At 60.2% G+C, this 18,798-nt stretch carries 11 protein-coding genes; 4 read left to right on the forward strand and 7 right to left on the reverse strand.

Features of this window, described 5'->3' with window-relative positions:
* Positions 1-3 precede the first annotated feature (3 nt).
* From PSH64_RS16635 to PSH64_RS16645, 3 genes are all read right to left on the reverse strand, one after another.
* A complete protein-coding gene (locus tag PSH64_RS16635) occupies positions 4-1,653 on the reverse strand; it encodes a DUF1302 domain-containing protein (RefSeq protein WP_305477873.1) in 1,650 nt (549 codons plus the stop codon).
* Between the two features lie 79 nt (positions 1,654-1,732).
* A complete protein-coding gene (locus PSH64_RS16640) occupies positions 1,733-2,500 on the reverse strand; it encodes a coniferyl-alcohol dehydrogenase (protein WP_019578612.1) in 768 nt (255 codons plus the stop codon).
* Positions 2,501-2,571: 71 nt separating this feature from the next.
* Entirely contained in the window at positions 2,572-4,047 is a 1,476-nt protein-coding gene (locus tag PSH64_RS16645; protein WP_305477874.1) for a benzaldehyde dehydrogenase, read from the reverse strand.
* Positions 4,048-4,340: 293 nt separating this feature from the next.
* Between PSH64_RS16645 and PSH64_RS16650 the strand changes: the two genes are divergently transcribed.
* Together PSH64_RS16650 and PSH64_RS16655 are read left to right on the forward strand one after the other, a co-directional pair.
* Positions 4,341-6,116, forward strand: a complete 1,776-nt coding sequence (locus tag PSH64_RS16650; protein WP_305477875.1) for a sigma-54-dependent Fis family transcriptional regulator — start codon at positions 4,341-4,343, stop codon at positions 6,114-6,116.
* A 264-nt stretch (positions 6,117-6,380) separates the two neighbouring features.
* Positions 6,381-6,992 (forward strand): TetR/AcrR family transcriptional regulator, encoded by a 612-nt coding sequence (locus PSH64_RS16655; protein WP_018927876.1) that lies wholly within the window; start codon positions 6,381-6,383, stop codon positions 6,990-6,992.
* A 91-nt stretch (positions 6,993-7,083) separates the two neighbouring features.
* Here the strand turns inward: PSH64_RS16655 and PSH64_RS16660 are convergent, their stop codons facing one another.
* The 3 genes from PSH64_RS16660 to PSH64_RS16670 all read right to left on the reverse strand — a co-directional run bounded on the left by PSH64_RS16660 (position 7,084) and on the right by PSH64_RS16670 (position 10,944).
* The gene (locus tag PSH64_RS16660) at positions 7,084-8,187 is read right to left on the reverse strand and encodes a polyamine ABC transporter substrate-binding protein (protein ID WP_305477876.1); all 1,104 of its coding nucleotides are present in this window, start codon (positions 8,185-8,187) and stop codon (positions 7,084-7,086) included.
* Positions 8,188-8,226: 39 nt separating this feature from the next.
* Positions 8,227-9,564, reverse strand: a complete 1,338-nt coding sequence (locus PSH64_RS16665) for a hypothetical protein (protein WP_305477877.1) — start codon at positions 9,562-9,564, stop codon at positions 8,227-8,229.
* A 117-nt stretch (positions 9,565-9,681) separates the two neighbouring features.
* Positions 9,682-10,944, reverse strand: a complete 1,263-nt coding sequence (locus PSH64_RS16670; protein WP_305477878.1) for a serine hydrolase — start codon at positions 10,942-10,944, stop codon at positions 9,682-9,684.
* A gap of 838 nt (positions 10,945-11,782) precedes the next feature.
* Between PSH64_RS16670 and PSH64_RS16675 the strand changes: the two genes are divergently transcribed.
* Positions 11,783-12,328, forward strand: coding sequence for a helix-turn-helix transcriptional regulator (locus PSH64_RS16675; protein WP_244914202.1), 546 nt, complete (start codon positions 11,783-11,785; stop codon positions 12,326-12,328).
* Positions 12,329-12,383: 55 nt separating this feature from the next.
* Here the strand turns inward: PSH64_RS16675 and PSH64_RS16680 are convergent, their stop codons facing one another.
* A complete protein-coding gene (locus PSH64_RS16680) occupies positions 12,384-17,438 on the reverse strand; it encodes an ATP-binding sensor histidine kinase (RefSeq protein ID WP_305481175.1) in 5,055 nt (1,684 codons plus the stop codon).
* Between the two features lie 352 nt (positions 17,439-17,790).
* On the opposite strand from PSH64_RS16680, the gene PSH64_RS16685 reads away from it, so the two are divergent.
* Positions 17,791-18,783: a response regulator gene (locus PSH64_RS16685; RefSeq protein ID WP_105341068.1), complete on the forward strand. Its 993-nt coding sequence runs from the start codon at positions 17,791-17,793 to the stop codon at positions 18,781-18,783.
* The last annotated feature ends 15 nt before the right edge of the window (positions 18,784-18,798 follow it).

Here is an 18,798-nt window from a genome sequence, read left to right on the forward strand (position 1 = left end):
TTATTAGAATGAGGTTTTCACGTAGAGCGAGACGAAGTCGCGGTCGGCCAACGACTGCCCGTAACTGAAATTGCCGTCCTCGCGCAGCCCGGCTTTTGGGGCACCGAAGAAGTTCACGTAGTTCAGGCCGACATCCCAGCGCTGCAGGTAGGTGGCCTTGAGCCCGACACTCCAGTCGCCGGAATGGGTATTGCCGAAACCCGATTTGTTGACCGCCGAAGAGCGCCCATCGAGTACCACACCCATGCCGATCGGCACGGTCAGGTCGATCCCGTCGACAATCTGGAAGTACGCCGGCTCCACCAATACCCGCAGCGCCGTGGCATCGCGGGTGGTGTTGGCATCCAGCGCGGCGGCGTTCTCGGTCACGCTCAGGGTGCGGTTCCAGGCCAGCTCGGCCAGTGCCGAGCCGCCGTCCCAAAATGCGGTGGGCGATAACAGGTAAATCGCCGACAGGTTGGCGTGAGCGGTTTTGCCCCTGGCAAACAGTGAGTTATCGTCGCCATCGGCCGCCACGCCAGGGTTCACCACTTGCAGATTGCTCACCAGCGGCGCGTTCCAGCGCACGGAGGTTTCACCGGCAAAGTTGAACGGCCCATAAGCGGTGGAGAAGCTGACGCCGGCAGTCTTGATGTCTTCGGCGTAGACCTGACGATAGGAACTCAGGATCGGCAACCCGGTGGCGGCCGCAGCCGTACCGTCGAGGTAGGCGTACAGGCCAGTCGGGGTTTTGTCGTGATACTGCGCAGCGTAGAAACCCAGCTCCAGCTCGGTGCCGGTCGGCTTGAAGCGGATCTGCATACCGCCCTGCCCCGAATTTCGCGGTTTCAAATCGCCGCCATTCACCGTGTCGTTGCCGAACACTTCGCGCAGTGAACCGCTACCGTAACCGATGGCATCGACATCACTCAGGTAGCTGCCGGCGCCGGGCACATTGGAGCGTTCCCACTCGAACTGGTAGTAAGCGCCCACCGACAACTGCGGGTTGATCTGCAACTGCCCGGAGATTTGATTGACCGGACGCAGGATCTCCTTGAACTGGGTCCCCGGCACGCTGAGCAACTTGACCACATCGGTCGGCCCTTGGGCATTGGCAATGCCGTTGCCACCGTAGAACAGGCTTTCGCCATAAATCAGACTGTGCCGGCCCAGGCGCATCACGCCCTGGGAGTCTTCACCGAGATCACCGCGCAGGAACACGAAGGCGTCGAGAATTTCCGCGTCGCGACCGTGGAGCTTGCGGGTTTCGCTGAGGAAATGCGTTTGCTCGCTGCTGTCGGTGTCCTTGTTGTAGATATCGTCGTACCAGGCTGCGCCGCTCACGCGCAGCCCATAGTTTTGCCGGCTGAGGTCCATTTCGGAAAACAGGTCCAGACGATTGGAGACCAGGCCACTGCTGAAGTTTTTATCGCCCTGACTCTGGATCGAGGGATACAGGCCGTTGGCGGTCGGTGCGTTGACCAATCGGCTGTCCTGCCCCTGAAGACGCCAGGCCTGGCTGTACTTGATGGTGTTGTCCCAACGCAGTTTCCAGTCGGAATCACCAAGGTCCATTTGCATGGCCTCGACCCTTTCGACCATCACACCGGCGCTGCATAACGCCAGAAACAAGGCGCACTGCTTGAAACGAAAGCAACGTTTAACGTTGTCCATGGACGCTCCTCATTATTTTTATTTTTGGCATGGCTTCGCCACAGGTAGCGGCTTGCGCCGCTGTCTACAGGTGTGCATTTCAGATGTAGGTGGAGGCCAATCCGCCATCGACGGCCAGGTTGACGCCGTTGATCCAGCGCGACTCGTCGGCACACAGGAAAGCGATCACCGCCGCTACCTCATCGGCATAAGCGGGGCGTTTCATGCGATGGGCATCGGCCTGGGTTCGGGCCTCACCGAGCATGCTCACGAAGTCGCCGAGGATCGGTGTGAAAACCGGACCTGGCGCGACGCTGTTCATGCGCACTGAATGTTCGAGAAACCAGGGTTGGGCCTGCAGGTAATTCCAAACGATCAAGGCTTCCTTGAAATACTGGTAGCAGGTCTGGTCCGGTACCGGGTGCTCGGCCAGCCAGGCCTGCCCGGCGGCGAAACCTTCGATGCGCGCCAGTGCCTTGTGCTGTTCCAGACGTAACGGCCACTCGGCGCCGAGGATCGAGGCGATATTGACGATGCTGCCGCCTGCGTTGATGCGTGGCAGCAACGCGCTGCTCAAGTGGCGCAATCCCAGGTAGTTGACCCGCGCCAGCAGTTGCGGGTTTGCAGTGCCCGGCACCCCGGCGATATTGCACAGGCTGTCGATCCGTGCCGGTAGCTGCGCCAGCAACCGGTCGATGTTCTCGGCACTGCTCAGATCGCCCTGAACAAAACCATCCAGGGTCATGTGCGGCGCCTTCAGGTCCACGCCAATCACGTGGGCGCCGTGGCTGCGCAGCAGGCTTGCCGTGGCCGCGCCGATACCCGAAGAGACGCCGGTCACCAGCACAATCTTGTTGTCGAGTTTCATGTTGAGTCCTCTTATTATTTTTGTGTACTCGGTGAGCCGACCTACCTTGTCGGCCCGGAAAAACCGGCCCGTCAGAACGGGTAACGCGGCGCCTTATCCTTGACCGTCACCCATTGCCATTGGGTGTATTCATCCCAGTCGGCCGGGCCGCCAACGCTGCCGGCATTTCCTGAGCTGCCGCGTCCGCCGAAGGGGTTGATGCATTCGTCGGCCACTGTCTGGTCGTTGATGTGCAGCAGCCCGCAATTGAGTTGCTCGCCCATCGCCATCGCGTGCCCGACCGAAGGCGAAATGATCCCCGCGGACAAGCCATACTCGGTGCGGTTGGCCAGGTCGATGGCCTCATCGTCGCTGGCAAAGCTCACCACCGTGGCCACCGGGCCGAAGATTTCCTCGTCGAATGCGCGCATGCCCGGGCGCACACCGGAAAGCACCGTGGGTTGGTAGAAGAGCTGCTCATACTCGCCGCCGGCTTGCAGAGTTGCCCCGGCCTTCACACTCTCCGTAACGATTTCATGCACTCGCAACAGCTGGCGTTTGTTGATCAACGGCCCCAGCACCGCCTCACCGCGAGCGGCATTGCCGACCGTGATTGCCCGTGCCTTTTCCGCCAGCCGGCGGACCAGTTCTTGTGCAATCGACTCATGGACCAGGATGCGTCCGGTGGCCATGCAAATCTGCCCCTGATGCAGCCAGGCACCCCAGGCGGCGTTGCTGGCCGCCAGTTCGAGATCGGCGTCTTCGAGCACGATCAACGAGTTCTTGCCGCCCAGCTCCAGGGCGACTTTTTTCAGATGACGCCCAGCCAGCTCCGCGACTTTGCGCCCCGCTGCAGTGGAGCCGGTGAACGCGATCATCCGCACATGCGGATCGCGGCACAGCGCTTCTCCGGCTGGCGCCGCACCCGGCAACACCTGCAGCAAGCCCTTGGGCAGACCAGCCGCCTCGAACAACCGGGCAATGATGAAACCGCCACTGACCGGGGTCTGCGGATCGGGCTTGAGCACCACGGCGTTGCCCGCCGCCAGCGCCGGCGCCACCGAACGCAGGGACAACACCAGGGGAAAGTTGAACGGCGAGATCACCCCGACCACGCCATGGGGCAACCGGCGTGCATAGGACAAGCGCCCCGCTTCGCTCGGCAGAACCAGACCATGGGGTTGCGACAGCAGCCCGGCCGCCTGATGCAGCAACACGATCGCCTCACGGACCTCATGTTCACCCTTGAACAGGCTGCCGCCACTTTCCCGGGCGATGTACAACGCCAGTTCGGCAAAGTGTTGCTGGGCCAGTGCGGCAGCTTTACGAAAGATCTCTGCGCGTTCCCGTGGTCCCAATGCCGCCCAGGCCGGTTGAGCACGAGCGGCGTTCAGACTGGCAAACGCGATGTCCGCTGCATCGGCCAAACCGGTGACGGTCAACACCTCGCCGGTGGCCGGTTCGATGACGCTGTGGCTGCCGCCCAATGGACGTAGCCAGTCGCCATTGAAGATGCGCTCGCGCCATGGCTCGTCCCGCAGAAAATCAGATGGTTCAATTACCGACATTTCGGTCTCCCGGCTCTTGTGTTTGTCATTGCCTGACGCGTCCTCGCTAAAGCGATGCAAGGCGTCTGCGTGGTGAAAGCGCTAGAGCAAGGGCTGTGCCGACTTCCCGAGTTGCGCCGTATTTCAAGTGGCGAAGGCTCTGGCCTGCGGGCTTTAGAGGGGCATTTACGAATAGGACAAAGTGCTTGGCGTACAGCTGGCAGCTTGCCACTTGTCCAAATGATAAAGTTATGTTTAATAACTGTTTTGCCAGTTGATCATTTCGATCAGTCGACTCGCTCAGGGGCATAACAATGAACAATCCCCATTCGCTGCTTCCTCATCTTGCCGTGCAGGAGGAGCATTTCTCGCCCCGAGGCGACAGTACCCAACTGGCCGAAGGCAACTCACCGACCCTGGCCGAGTTGACCGAATGCCTGTTCTTTTCCCCTGTTGACGGACGTATCTGGCTCAACGACCAGCGCATGCTGCTCTTGCACAGCTCATCCTTCGGCGCGCTGCGACGGGAAATTATCGAGCGCCAGGGACTGGAACAGAGCCGTGGCCTGTTTACCCGCACCGGCTATCTCTCCGGCGCGCGCGATGCGCGACTGATCCGCGAGCGCTGGCCAGACGCCGACGCCGCGGCGGTTTTCTCGGCCGGCACGCGTCTGCATACGCTCGAAGGCATGACCAAGGTCGAACCCCTGCACTTCAAGTTCGACGCCGACTCAGGCTTCTATGAAGGTGAATTCCTCTGGCACCACTCCTGTGAGGCCGACGAACATATCGCCGCCTTCGGCATCGGCCAGGATCCGGTGTGCTGGACCGAACTGGGTTATGCCATCGGTTATGTCAGCGGGCTGTTCGGCCGTCTGGTGATCTTCCGCGAAACCGAATGCCGGGGCATGGGCCATGAAAGCTGCCGGGTGATCGGCAAGACCGCCGAGCAATGGGGCGATGTCGAACAGGACTTGAGTTATCTCACTGCCTCGCCCTCCAGCGCGGCACCGAAACAGCGTCAGGCCCCGGCGCCCGCCCCCCAGGACGACGACCACGAAAACCCCGGCGGGCCAAAACCCATTGGCGCCAGCGCGGCCTTCAATGCCGCCACCCTCGCCTTGCAGCGCGTGGCGCCGACGCCCGCCACGGTGTTGTTCAGCGGCGAGTCCGGGGTCGGCAAAGAGTTGTTCGCCCGTCAGTTGCATCAGTTCAGCCCACGCCATCAAGCACCTTTCGTGGCGCTCAACTGCGCCGCCATACCGGACAATCTGATCGAGGCTGAACTGTTCGGTGTCGAGCGTGGCGCCTACACCGGCGCGACCCATTCGCGCCCCGGACGCTTCGAGCGCGCCCAGGGCGGCACGCTGTTTCTCGACGAAATCGCCAGCCTCAGCCTGCCGGGTCAGGGCAAGTTGCTGCGGGCATTGCAGGAGCGGGAGATCGAGCGCATCGGCGGTGGTCAGCCCATCAAGGTCGACGTCCGGGTGGTGGCGGCCACCAATGTCGACTTGCGCAACGCCGTGGCGGCCGGAGACTTTCGCGAAGACTTGTTCTACCGGCTGAATGTCTACCCCATCGTGCTGCCACCGCTGCGCGAACGTCGCGATGATATTCCGTTGCTGGTCAACGCGTTCCTGCGGCGCTTCTGTCAGGCCTACGCCCGCAAACCCGCCGGCCTGACCATGCGCGCACTCAAGGTGTTGTTGCGCTATGACTTCCCCGGCAACGTACGGGAATTGCAGAACCTGGTGGAGCGCGGCCTGATCGCCAGCGAAGACGGCCAAGCCATCGATCTGGTCCACCTGTTTCGCAACGAACCCATGCCGCAGGATGCGTACTCTCTGGACGACAATGGCAGCCTCGCCGCAACCGACCAGAGTCCCGCCGACACACAGCCTCGCCCTGCCTTGCTGGAAACCCTGGCTCGCCTGGAACACGGCTTCTCCATTGAAGGACTGGAGTCGCGCCTGATCGATGAAGCGCTGCAAAAAAGCCAAGGCAATCTGGCCGCTGCCGCCCGATTGCTGGGGTTGAGTCGTGCGCAGTTTGCCTATCGACTGAAAAAATACCGACAGACATCGGCTTGATTCGCACTACAGAAATTATCGCTTTAAAAATTTTACCCAATTAAGTATTTTGCAGAGATATTTGGGCGACCTGTGCCCTGATGCCTGTCAGTTACGGTGCGGAACCTGTGGGAGCGGGCTTGCAAGCGAAAAGCGGTGTGTCAGGCGACATCCATGTTGACTGACACGCCCTCTTCGCGAGCAAGCCCGCTCCCACAGGGGTTACGCTTAACTGATCGGCATTAGACATGTGCCCTCCTTTTTCATAGCGACAAGGGACCCACCGTGAGCGGACTGCGTGAACGTCAGAAAGTCGAACGACGCCAAGCCATCAGCAAGGCAGCGATCGAACTGTTCGAGCGTCAAGGTTTCCAGAACACCACCATCGAACAGATCGCCAACCAGGCTGGGGTGTCGGCGCCCACCGTGTTCAAGTACTTCGGCAACAAGCAGGAAATCATCCTGGAAATCCTCCACGACGCCGACCAGCGCGCCCTCAAGGACACCCGCAACCAGATCCCTGAAATTGAGGATCCGGTCGACGCCCTGTGCTACCTGGAACGCCTGCTGACCGGTTACGCCCTGGAGGTCATGCATCCCAGCCTCTGGCGTGAACTGCTGCCGTTGATTCTGTTTGGTGGTGATAACGGACTGCCCGAAGGTTATCGGGCCATGAACGATGCGCTCAGGGCTGAAATCAGCGGTTTGCTCAGAGAACTGCAACAGGCCGGCAAATTGCGCGCCGACCTCAACGTCGACCTGGCCGCCTTCCTGTTGAACGACTACTCACACCTGCAGTTGTTCAGGCTGGTCAACCAGGAACAGCCGGACATCGAGTCACACTCCGCCCAGGTAAGGCGTATCACCGAGCTGCTCTTTTACGGAATGCGGGCCTGAGAACGCCAGCCTCCTCCCAGACTGGCTGCATGCTATAGCCGGGGCGCGTCATTGCTGGCGAGCCCGGCGTCACGACGCCGGGCCACGATGATCAGCGGTTGGTCTTGATGGTGGTCCAGGTGCGGGTGCGGATCCGCTCCACGGCTGCCGGCATGGGCTGCAGAGCGAACAGTGTTTTGCGCGCTTCGTCCGGCACATACATGTTGGGGTTATTACGGATGTCGGCGTTCACCAGCGCGGTGGCGTCCTTGTTCGGATTGGGGTAACCGATCTTATTGCTGATCCGGGCAATGACGTCAGGGCGCAGGATGTAGTTGATGAACTCATAGGCCTCTTTGGTATGGGGAGCGTTGGCCGGCACCATCATCACATCCGACCACATCGGCGCACCTTCCCTGGGTAACGCCATCTCCACCCTGACGCCCTTGCCGGCCGCATCGGCCAGTTGCTTGGCCAGCGCCACGCCACCCGACCAGCCGACGGCTACGCAAATGTCACCGTTGGCCAGGTCCATGCCGTAGCGTGAGGAGTTGAAGTAGGTGATGTGCGGGCGAATCTTCATCATCGCCGCCTGGGCCTGCGGGTAGTCTTCGCGCTTCTGGCTGTTGGGGTCGAGGCCCTTGTAGTGCAAGGCGATGGGCACGATTTCGTTGGCTGCGTCGAGGAAACCGACACCGCAGCTGGCCAGCTTGGCGAGGTTCTCTTCCTTGAAGATCATGTCCCAGGTGTTCATCTGCACATTGGCGCCGAGGACTTGCTGAACCTTGTCGACGTTGTAGCCGATCAGCGTGGTGCCCCATAGGTACGGTGCCGCGTAGCGGTTGCCCGTATCACCCGCGGCTTCCAGGGTTTTCATGAACTCCGGGTCCAGGTGCTGCCAGTTCGGCAGTTGGTTGCGATCCAGCGGCTGGACGGCACCGGCGGCGATCAGGTGACTCAGGTTGGCGCTGCCGGGATACACCACGTCATACCCGGAATTACCGGTCAGCAGCTTGGACTCCAGGGTTTCGACACTGTCAAAAACGTCGTAGATCGGACGGATGCCCTTTTCCTCCTGGAAGCTCTTGAGCACTTCAGGTGGCAGGTATTCGATCCAGTTGTAGATCCGCACCGTGCGCTCTTCAGCCAGGCACAAACCGCTGGCCAGCAACGACACTACAGCGCCCAATAAGGTGTTACGCAAAAACATGTTCATGGTTAAGCACTCCTGCGCGGCCGCGAAGGCTCGCGGCACTTAATAGCGGTAGGTGAAGTACAGTTCCAGCGCACTGAATTTCTGGTCATCGCCGAACACCTGCTTGGCAGCGGCCAGCGGCTTGACCCAGTTATAGGAGAGCGACGTATAGAACGACGGCGTCGGGGTCCAGTCGAGGAAAACCACACTCTCGTCCGCAAAGCGCCGATCGCTGACCGGCGCACCCATGTAGTTTTTCTCGTCCAGCCAGAACTGATAGTGGATCGCGCCGAGGGTCAGCGTTTCATTGAGGTGGGTCTTGAGCGAGAACTGCTGAACGTTTTCGTTGCTGTTGAACAGCAGGTAGTTGCCGACGACATCCCCCACCAGCCAGGTGCTCCAGTCGACGAAGCCCTTGCTCAGTGACTCCCAGGCTTTCTGCCGGTTGTCGGCGAGGTTGTCGTCGCCGGAAAAACTGGCGTAGCGATAGCCGATCACCGGGGTCAGCGGCAACGTATTGAAGGCGTAATCCGCCTGACCGTACCAGGCGTTGGCATCGTAATCCACGCCTTCACCACTGCCCCGCTCCACGGCGTATTCGGCATTCAGGGTCAAGTCCGGCACGCCCGGTACTTTGGCCTTCAACGCACGCACGTTGTACACCTGCATCCCGTCCCGGCGTCGTGGCAGTGTACTGCCCTTGGGCCCCAGCGCGTTGACCTTCATCGCCATGGCCCCCAGTGTCACCTGGTCGTCGAGGTTGTAGTCCAGGTTAGCGCCGGTCATGCGGAAGTCACCCAGATCGTCATCGACCCGCAAGGTGAAGGCCTGGGTCTTCAATGCGCCATGATCCCAGGCCAGGATGGCCGAATCCTTGAAGGCGGTTCTGGGGCCAAGCCAGTAGGCGCCGTCCTTGAGTTGGTCGAGGTTACCGTCCATGACGATGAAGCCGGTCCCGATCATGTAGTTCTGGCGACCGGCTGTGAGCGTCCACTCCCCGGCCCGGAAACCACCGTAGAGTTCTTCGGTGGCTACATCACCATCAGAGCTGCGGGTGAAGCCGCCGGCATCGCCGTCGCCAAAGGTGGTCGCCGCCACCAGCGAGCCACCGGCCAACAGGCTGAAGTCTGGCTGCAGGGCGTATTCCAGCTTGACGCCGGGCTTGACGTAGAGCTCCTGCCAGTCGATTTTCGTACCGCCATTCTTGCCACTGCGCGCATCGACGCGGCCGCTGCCGAAGTTGACGTTACGGGTGGAAAGGGTCGCACCGCCGGCGGTGAAGTTGAACTCACCCTTGAGGTTGCCATCCTCGAAGGTGTAGCCCGCCAGCGCGACTTGGGCGGTCAGGGGTAAGCTGACCGCTAAGAGCGTTCGAGAGAAACGCGTCATGAGAACCATATGAAGCTCCTGTGTGATTATTGTTGTTACAGGGCAGTGAATGGCGGCGCAGAGCGCCGCCAACACCTGGTCGAGCCAGGCGAATAGGACGCAGATTTCTTGTCGTTATGGGGTGTTTCAGTGGCGAAGGTGCGCGGCAATGGCACGCAGCATGCGCACGCTGTCAGCATCGAATGGGCTGACAGCTTCGGTCAGCGATGACTGCTTGACGATCACCACACCGGACGGCTTATCGACGAACAGGTATTGGCCGTGGATACCACCGGCCATGATCGCCTGGCTGTGGTCGTTGAAGACGTACCACTGGCTGCGGTAGGAAGCACCGGGGGTCCAGTTGGAGAATTCGGAGTTTTTGGCGTAGATCGCCGGATCGGAACCGGCGGCGATGCGTGCAACCGTCTCGGTCGACAGCAATTGCAGCCCATCATGGCGACCGTCGTTGGCCAGCAGTCGACCGAACCGCGCCATGTCTCGCAAGGTGGCGTTGAAACCGGCACCGGCGACGCTGCGCCCCCAAGGGTCGGCCATGAAATAGCCGTCACGCTCACACCCCAACTGGCTCCAGAGGTCTTGCAGCAATTGATTGCAAGCCTTGCCCGAAGCGCGCTCCATGACCCAGGCCAGGGCTTCGGTGGTGGCGGTCACGTAATGGAAAAAGCCGCCGTGACTGCCGCGTTTTTTCAGCGACGGCAGGTACTGATACAGCGACTCGAACTGAGCGTACTGCGCAGGTGCCGGCTGGAAACCGCAGGCATAGCCGTACTGCGAGCTCTCGGAGTTGGGATCGTCATAGACTTCGCTGTAGTCGATGGCCACGGCCATGTCGAACAGCTGGCGCACCGTGGCATCGCCAAACGCGCTGCCCAACAGTTCGGGCACATAAGATGCCGCCGGCAACTCCGGATTGAGGATGCCATCGCAGACCAGTTGCTCCCCCAGGGTGCCGATCAGCGACTTGGTCACCGAGAACATGACGTGCCGGTCCCGGGGACGCTGGCCGTTGAAGTAACGCTCGAACAGCACGGTGTCGCCCTGCATCACCAAAAAGGCGTCGGTCTGACTGGCCACCAGATGATCGATGACACTGACGCTCAAGCCACATTCACTGTCGAAGTGCAGTTCATCCAGCGCTCGCGGTGCTTCCTTCAGGACACTGACCGGTCCACCACCCGCCTCCACATCAATAGAGGGACGCAGGCGCGCCAGATTGCGGAACCCCCACTGATTGAACGGTGGACGCATCCAGTTGCTCCAGGTGACGCGGCGCTTCGGCTCGGCCGGAAAACCCTGCATAAACAAAGGCGCCGAGCGCCTGTCGAGTGACGACTCATTCGTCTGGATGTAAAGACTGGCCAGCAACGGCGCGGTGTTCTGACTCATCGGGTTTCCCCTGCAAAATGACTCTGCGTGAAAGCAGATGCAGGGAAATAATTACCCGGTATTATTTTTTAGTCAATAAAACATTTTTACAGATTAAATTTTTTACCCCTGTGCGGCGATGGTGGAGCGAGTCCGACAGTCAGGTCGATTTACTCGTCGAGAACGAAAAAAGAGTCCGAAGTCAGGCAAAAACCTCTTTTTCAGGCTGACAATAAAAAATAATGCGCAAAAAAAAACGCCACTCAATGAGTGGGGTTTTTCTGTATTTGGAGCGGGAAACGAGACTCGCATCTAGCGTCCGACCCATTGAAATCCAAGGGGTTTCTTTTCTTGCCGAAGCAGGAAAAGACTCAATTCAGGACTTGTTTTTGGGGAGTATCAAGAGCCAAGAATCAGTAATTCCAAGCTACGCCATTGGATTCTACCCATAGTCAATCGTACGAACGATCGTCAAGCCGGCGGTATCAATTGCGCAGGATCAACAGGAGATGAGCCGAGCCCCCACCGAAAAGACGTCCCAACCTCCCCTACCTCACCAGTCAACTCACTACCAACGAATATCGACCACCGCTGGCAGCTCTTGTGGAAGCTAGCGGTCGAGCCGCTAGCTATTCACTCCGTAGTACCTCTCCCCCACCGAATTGACTGACGCATCAACTCGATGTCGTGGCCCCAACAAGGCCCGAGGCATAGAGATAACCTGCATCAGTACAGCCGCTCCGATTGGCGCAGTTTCTTGAAGGCCAATACTCCGCTTGCCCCAACATGAGTTGCCTAGGTAACCGCCATGATTGGGCACCACGTTTCATAACTCTTAAGGTTTGCTTAAGGACTTTAAATGTCACCGGCGGACAAACTTTCCTCAACGATCAGGAGAGTCGCCATGAACCCACAATCGATGAATTCAGACATTCCAGGCGCCCTTGCAAGACCGCTGGGAGCCCTGACCGGCTGGCAGGAGCGCCGTGCCAAAGAACTGATGATACGTGACATGGGCAGTTGCGTACGCATCAGCCAAGTTGCCGAGCATTGCAACCTATCGCGCAGCCATTTTTCCCGGGCATTCAAAAAGATTACCGGCCATTCACCGCAAGACTGGTTGACGAGGATGAAAATCGAAAAAGCCAAAAGCCTGCTGATCACTGCGATGGCGATCACCGAAGTCGCCCATGAATGCGGTTTCAGCGACCACTCGCATTTCACCCGCACCTTCAACCGCCTGGAAGGTGTAACACCCAAGGCCTGGCGCTGCGCCTTTCATCATGCCATCACGAGCAACGGTTCCCTGATGCCTGAGATTGATCAGGACATATCCAACAGGATAATCCTCAACCACGCGCCCCATAGCCTGCGAAAGGCCCAGGCACAGGAACTTCACCCATGAACTGATCGAAATCGACAGCCCCACTCCTCCCTTTGGCCGCTTACGCGGCCTTTTTTTATCCGACGCAGCCCGGCGCAAGCGGCAGACTGATACAGAATCTGGCGCCCTGTTCACTGTCCTGGAGGACTAGCGTCCCGCCGTGTGCAGCGATCACCGATCTACAGATGGCCAGCCCCATTCCCATGCCGTTGCCTTTGGTGGTGTAGAACGCATCAAAAATCCGCTCGCGCTCCTGGGAGCCGATTCCCGGGCCGTTGTCCTGCAAGCAGAGTTGAACCTGGTCGTCCTTGACGCCGGAACTGATGATGATACGCCCATCCTGCAGCCCTGCTCCGGCGATGGCCTCCAATGCATTAGTGATCAGGTTGTACACCACCTGCTGGATCTGCACCGCATCCACCCACACTATACATTTCGTATCGAGCCGGGATTCCAGACGCACGTTGCCGCTCGCCAGGTCGGTCGCGGTCAGGCACAAGACGTCACGGATCAAGTCTTCGATCTGCACTGGCAACCGCTGCAACGGTGCCTGTTTGGCAAGAGCGCGAAGCGCCTGGACAATGTTGGCGGCACGGGTGCTGTCTGAGCGAATGTCTTCCAGCCCCTGAATCGCCTCTTCCAGATCGGGCTGATCGCGCTTAAGCCAGCGCAGGCTCGCCGAGGCATTAGACAAGATGCCCAGCAGCGGCTGGCTGATTTCATGGGCAATCGAAGCAGACAGCTCGCCCATGACTTTAAGGTGCGAGCTACGCGCCAGTTCTGCCCGGGAACTGCGCAAGTCCGCTTCCATTTGCGCACGCAGTCGGGTGTCTTCGACCAGCTGTGCATACAGCCTGGCGGTATGCAGTGACACGGCGGCCTGAGAGGCGAGTATTTCCAGCATGGTCAGGCGCTCGGCGCTGAACAGCTTGGGGACCAGGCTGTTTTCGAGATAGACCAGACCGATCAATGTGCCTTGTCTGAGCAACGGCAGGCACAACATGGAACGCGTCTGGCGCTGTAGGAGGTCGGCGCTGTAGGCCTCGGGACAATCTGCACGGGCATCGTCGAGCACCAGAGTGTTGCGGGTGCGCTTGCTGGCGTTGAGCACCGAGGCAGGCGCCATCTGTTCGAGCGGCTGCCCGGTGTCCAGCGCGACCCGCACGTTGCCGGCCTCGACAGAAGCGGTTGCCGCGAGTTGCAGCTCGGCGCCGCTGACAATCATCAGAACGCCATGATCGGCACCCGCCTGAATCATCAGGTGGTTCATCAGGGTTTCGACCAGTCGTTCCAGCAATACCTCTTGCGAAAGTGCGCGCGCCGCCTCGATTCCCACTTCAAGATCGAGGCGGACCTGGGTCACAGGCCGGACAGGTTCGAACGACGACTCTGCGCTCAGAAACGGGTGCAAGGCTTCCAGCTGGCGGGCCTTGCTGTTGGCCCCCCAGAGGTTGTAACAGTCGCGCGCGACGCGCAGGTGGTGATTGGCACCCGACACCAGCCCGTTAGGTAAGCAGATATCGGCTAGCTGCTCATGGGCCAGCGCCTGCTCGTGGATGAAACCGGCCGCTGCAGCAGCGATCTGGGACTGATCAAAACAGCGGATGGCAACCAGCTCCTGACCGCGTAAACGGGCGATGACCCCTTCGATCAGCAGCAATTTGTTGCGAAAGGTTGCCGGGTTGAGCTCGACCCATGACAGAAACCGCAGACGTTGCCGTTCGAGTTGTTCCAGTTTTTCGGCCACCTCCCCCGGTGCCTGCGCACTGCCCAGCGCCAGGCTGTAGAAAAGGTAGTAATCGGCGAGATTGATGTGTGCCGGAATGGACCAGGTCAGCGCGGCCGCCTCTTCGAAACGCCGCAATGCGTAAGGGATATCGCCGTAGTAAAACGCGGACATGCCTGAATACAGCCACGTCCAGAACAGAGTCGGCTGTGACACGCTGGTGCGGTCGATGGGGCCGAAACGGTCATGTTCAGTGCCGTCCAGTTCGGTCAGCGGCCGGTGCTGACGCCCATCGCGCAGATCGCTGGCGTACGCCTGTTGCGCCAGCAGGATGCGTTCGATGTCGATATAGTGAAACTGACGCACCCAGGCCAGGCCATGCTCCAGCTCGTTCAACACTCGTTGTAAGGGTTCGCCCATGAACAACAGATCGGAGCCGATGTGGTTGCAGGCATAACAGGACATACCCAGATCACCGCCGGCCTGACCGCACTCGAATGCTGCGAACGCCTTCTGTCGGGCGTACGCCATCGGTCGGGTCCACGGGCTGACTTGATCAAGCGCCACCAGCGTACCTGTGCGTCCGGCTTCGTAGCCGTGTTTGTCAGTGAGTTCAAGGGCCACTTCAGCGAAGGACTGCCCGTCCACATACTCGCCATAGCGCTCGGCAATCATCACGCCAAACCAGGCAAACCCATAACCGCTGCTCGGCGTGGTGCCATGCATCAACGTAAGTTCGACCATTTTCGCCAAATGCAGAAAACGAATGTCGTCGTTGACGAAGAACGAGGAAATCAACGTGCTGAGCAACTCCATGGCCACTTCGACAAGCGGGTCATCGGCCTTGGGCAAATGCACCAGATCGGCGATGCGGCGCGCGCCCACGAGTGCGCGTACCTGGGCAAACACGAGGCTTAGCTGATCGTGCGAGGGCTTGCGCTGCAGGGGAATATCCAGCAGGGCCAACCCGGTCAACGCCTCGGTTATCGCCCCCTCGTAATCGGAGTGCAACGTGCGCAAGGTGGCCCGTAACCGATAGGTTTTCGCGCGGTCGAGCGCTGTGGTGGCGTGATTCAGGCAGTCGTCGAGGCGGCGTTGGGCGCTGGCCAGATCGGCCAGCAGCATGTCACATTCGGCAGCCAGCCATTGGGTGGCGAACGCCTGAGTGTAAAGGCTCGACCAACCGGTCTGCCCGAGCAGACGCTCGGCCGTGCGCAGATAGCCCACGGCCTGCTCGACAGCCGCGGTGTCCCTGGCACGTTCGGCAGCTTCGACCAACAGCTCGACGAACGCGGCACGGCGATGCGCCTCCAGTTTATCCACGTCAATACGCTGAACCTGGCTGGCGACTTCAAATACACGCTCATGGATCTGCTCACCCCACTGATCAAGCATGGCGACGGCGATACGGGCATGCTCGGCGGCGCGTCCCGCTGGCGCAGCAAGCTGACAGGCTGCCTCAAGCACACGGTCGTGGGGAAACACCAGTTGCTCGCGCTCACGCAACAGAAAACCGGCATCGACCAGACTTTGCACTTCACGGTTGATCTGTTGCTGATCACACGGTAACAACCGGTGCAGCAGCGATTCATCACAGCGCCCGCCGACATATCCGGCCGTGCGCAACACTTCGCGTTCCATCGGTGCCAGCCGTTCGAATCGCTGCACCATCAAGTCCGCGACGTTATCGGCGTAACGGTAACCATCCACCTCCTCCTGGTTCCAGACCCAGCGGTGACCGTGCACGTCGAAGCACACCAGACGTTCATCGATCAACGCGCGCAACACCTGGCTGATGAAAAGAGGGTTGCCGGCCGTCTTGTAGTGCACGACTGGTGCGAGCGACTCGATAGCCTCGAGGTCGGTGTCCAGTTCATCGGCGATCAGTTCCGCGACTGCTGGCACCGATAGTGGACCCAGCATGACGCTTGTACAGGGTAACGATTGCCCATGCTCCAACACCTGCAGCAATCCACCCTCACGCTGGAGGGACTGCGATTCGGCCTCACGGTACGCCAGAATGAGCGCCAGATGCCGGGGCGGCCGGGCGATGAAGGCTTGCAAGAACGACAGCGTCGAGTCGTCGGCCCACTGCACATCATCTACGAATAGCACCAGGGGTCGTCCCGGCTGAGCGAAGACTTCCAAAACATCGAGCAGCGTTTGATTGGCGCGATCAAGCGCATGCCGGGCCGGCATGTTCGGCAGTTCAGGCGCGACACCGATGACCAACTCGGCCTCGGGCGCCAGATCCGCCAGGAGTTTACCCCGTCCCTTGAGGCGTTCGATCAGTTGCTCGCCCAGCGTCTCCAGTTCCAGAGCCGGCTTGCCCAGCAGTTGGGTCATCAGCGACTTGAGGATCTCTGCCAATGGCGCGTAGGGAATTTCCTGCTGCAGTAGATTGCTCTTGCCGCTGGCCCAGTAGCCGGGCGCCAGGGGCCGGACACCCTGGTGGATCAGCGTCGACTTGCCAGCACCCGGCGCGCCACCGACCAGCAGGACCCGGGCGATGCCATCGCTGCGCACCTGACTTATCTGCTCGATCAACTGCATGCGTTCGGCCTCGCGGCCGAACAGAACATCACCGCGGGCCGCAGACGGCAACGCATCGAAGGCGCCCAGCCGAAACCCATCGATGCGCTCGTGTTCCAGCCACTGCTGTTGGCACCAGGCCAGATCCGCGGCCATCGACTCTGCGCGCTGATAGCGGGCACCCGGTTCCTTCGCCAAGCCTTTGAGCAGCACTTGGCAGATGCCTTCCGGCAGATCGGCAACATGGATTGCCGGTGATTGCGGTTGCACGGCGGCGTGCACGTGCAGCCATTGCGAGGGGTCGCGGGCGGTGAGCGGCAGTCGGCCGGTCAGCGCTTGATAGAGGATTACGGTCAGGGCGTAGATATCGCTGCGCGCGTCAAAACTGGCGGCATCGCGCCGTACCTGTTCGGGCGCCAGGTACGGCCATTGTTCCAGACCGGGCAACTCAGCGGTGGGCGCCTCTGCGGCATGACTGTGAAAACCCAGGAGTCTGACCGAATCGGTGGTTTCCACCATCAAATGGTGGGGCTGCAGGCTGGCATGGCGCACACCCGCGTTCTGCGCGCTGGCCAGCGCGTTGGCCGCCGCCACGGCGATGGCCAACAAGCGCCCCAGCGGCAGCCCGGCGTCACCGATCAGATCCATCAGCGGCGTCCCCGATGCGGGATAGATCAACAAGGGCCCCTCGGCCGAGCGGATAAACGCGACAGGTGCAATCGCCCATGCCGGATCCAGGCGCAGATGAAAATCGCGCTCCAGCCGCTGGCACGTGGCGGGCAGCTGAATCGGTGCCCGGGCGGCAAGCCAGTGTGTGCCCGACGGCCGGTCCTGAAGCGTGAACCAGGTCAGGTCATTTTCCCGGCGCAGCATGGAGAAGGTGCAGCGTTCCAGCCAGGCTTCATCGTGGACGACCTCAAGACTGCGGGAACCGGATGATGAGAGAGGACGGCTGGACATGAACAATCACCGCTGAAGATTCGTTTCGGGCTGAGCCCTGGAGTATACGCAAGGCTCTGGTGCGGTGAATGTGGGCCAGCCATCCTGTCCGTCCTAGGCACCATGATGGCCGTCGAGCGGCCCTATTGCCGGTGATTTTCACGCACTGAAACCACCGCGTGTTATCCCTCAGGATAATTGCATTATGCAGGGCCGTACCCTAGCGTGTATGCCAGATGAATCGACGCTTGCGCGTCACTCTCCCTCACACAGTGCAGAGCAACGCATGATCCGACTCGGTCAAGCCACCATTTCCCTGGAACAGCGCGAAGCCTTTCTTGATGGACGGCCACTGCGCGTTGGAGGACGGGCGTTCGAAATCCTCTCGGTGCTGATGCAGGCCGATGGTCGTATCGTCAGTAAAGATGAATTGATCACACAGGTCTGGCCCGACACCGTCGTCGAGGAAAACAATCTGCAAGTGCAGATTTCCTCGCTGCGCAAGTTGCTCGGAGAAAAAGAACTCATCCAGACGGTCCCACGCCGAGGTTACCGATTATTGAAAGAACGTGAAGCACCCCTGCCCCCATTCCATCCCGCTACCTCGTGGGCCCTGACGTGCGAAAAGCAGGAGGCGATCGACCCTGACACCGTGCCGGTGCTCATAGTGGACGATGAAGCTTCCGTGCGCACGGCGCTCAGCCGACTGCTGCGGGCCGAAGGCATCGTGCACCGGATATTCGGCTCGGCCGAAGAACTGCTTAATACTGACCTCGACATCGGCCCCGCTTGTCTGTTGCTAGACATCAGCCTGCCCGAGGCGACAGGGCTGGAACTGCAATCAGCGCTCGGACAACGCGGACATCCATGGCCGGTCATTTTCATGACCGGTTTCGGGACTATCCCGATGTCGGTGCAGGCCATGAAAGCAGGCGCAGTCGAATTTCTGACCAAACCCTTCAACGACAACCAGTTGCTGGACATCCTGCACACCACTCGTCAGCGGGCAGCAAAAGCATTCGAGCAATGGCAACGCATTCAGAGCGCCCGTCAAAAAGCCGCCCTGTTGACCCCCCGTGAACGAGAAGTGCTGCCGCTGATCGTCGCCGGGCTGTCTAACAAACACATAGCCAACCGGCTGGGCACCAGCGAAGTCACTGCCAAGGTCCACCGCAAACACATCATGGAAAAGATGCAGACGCGCTCACTGGTCAGTCTCGTCAAGCTGTATGGCCTGATTAGCTCGGACCCAGCGTTTGGCATGCAGGATTCCTCATGACCAAAAAAATTGGCT

The sequence above is a fragment of the Pseudomonas sp. FP1742 genome (assembly GCF_030687145.1).
GTDB lineage: Bacteria > Pseudomonadota > Gammaproteobacteria > Pseudomonadales > Pseudomonadaceae > Aquipseudomonas > Aquipseudomonas frederiksbergensis_D.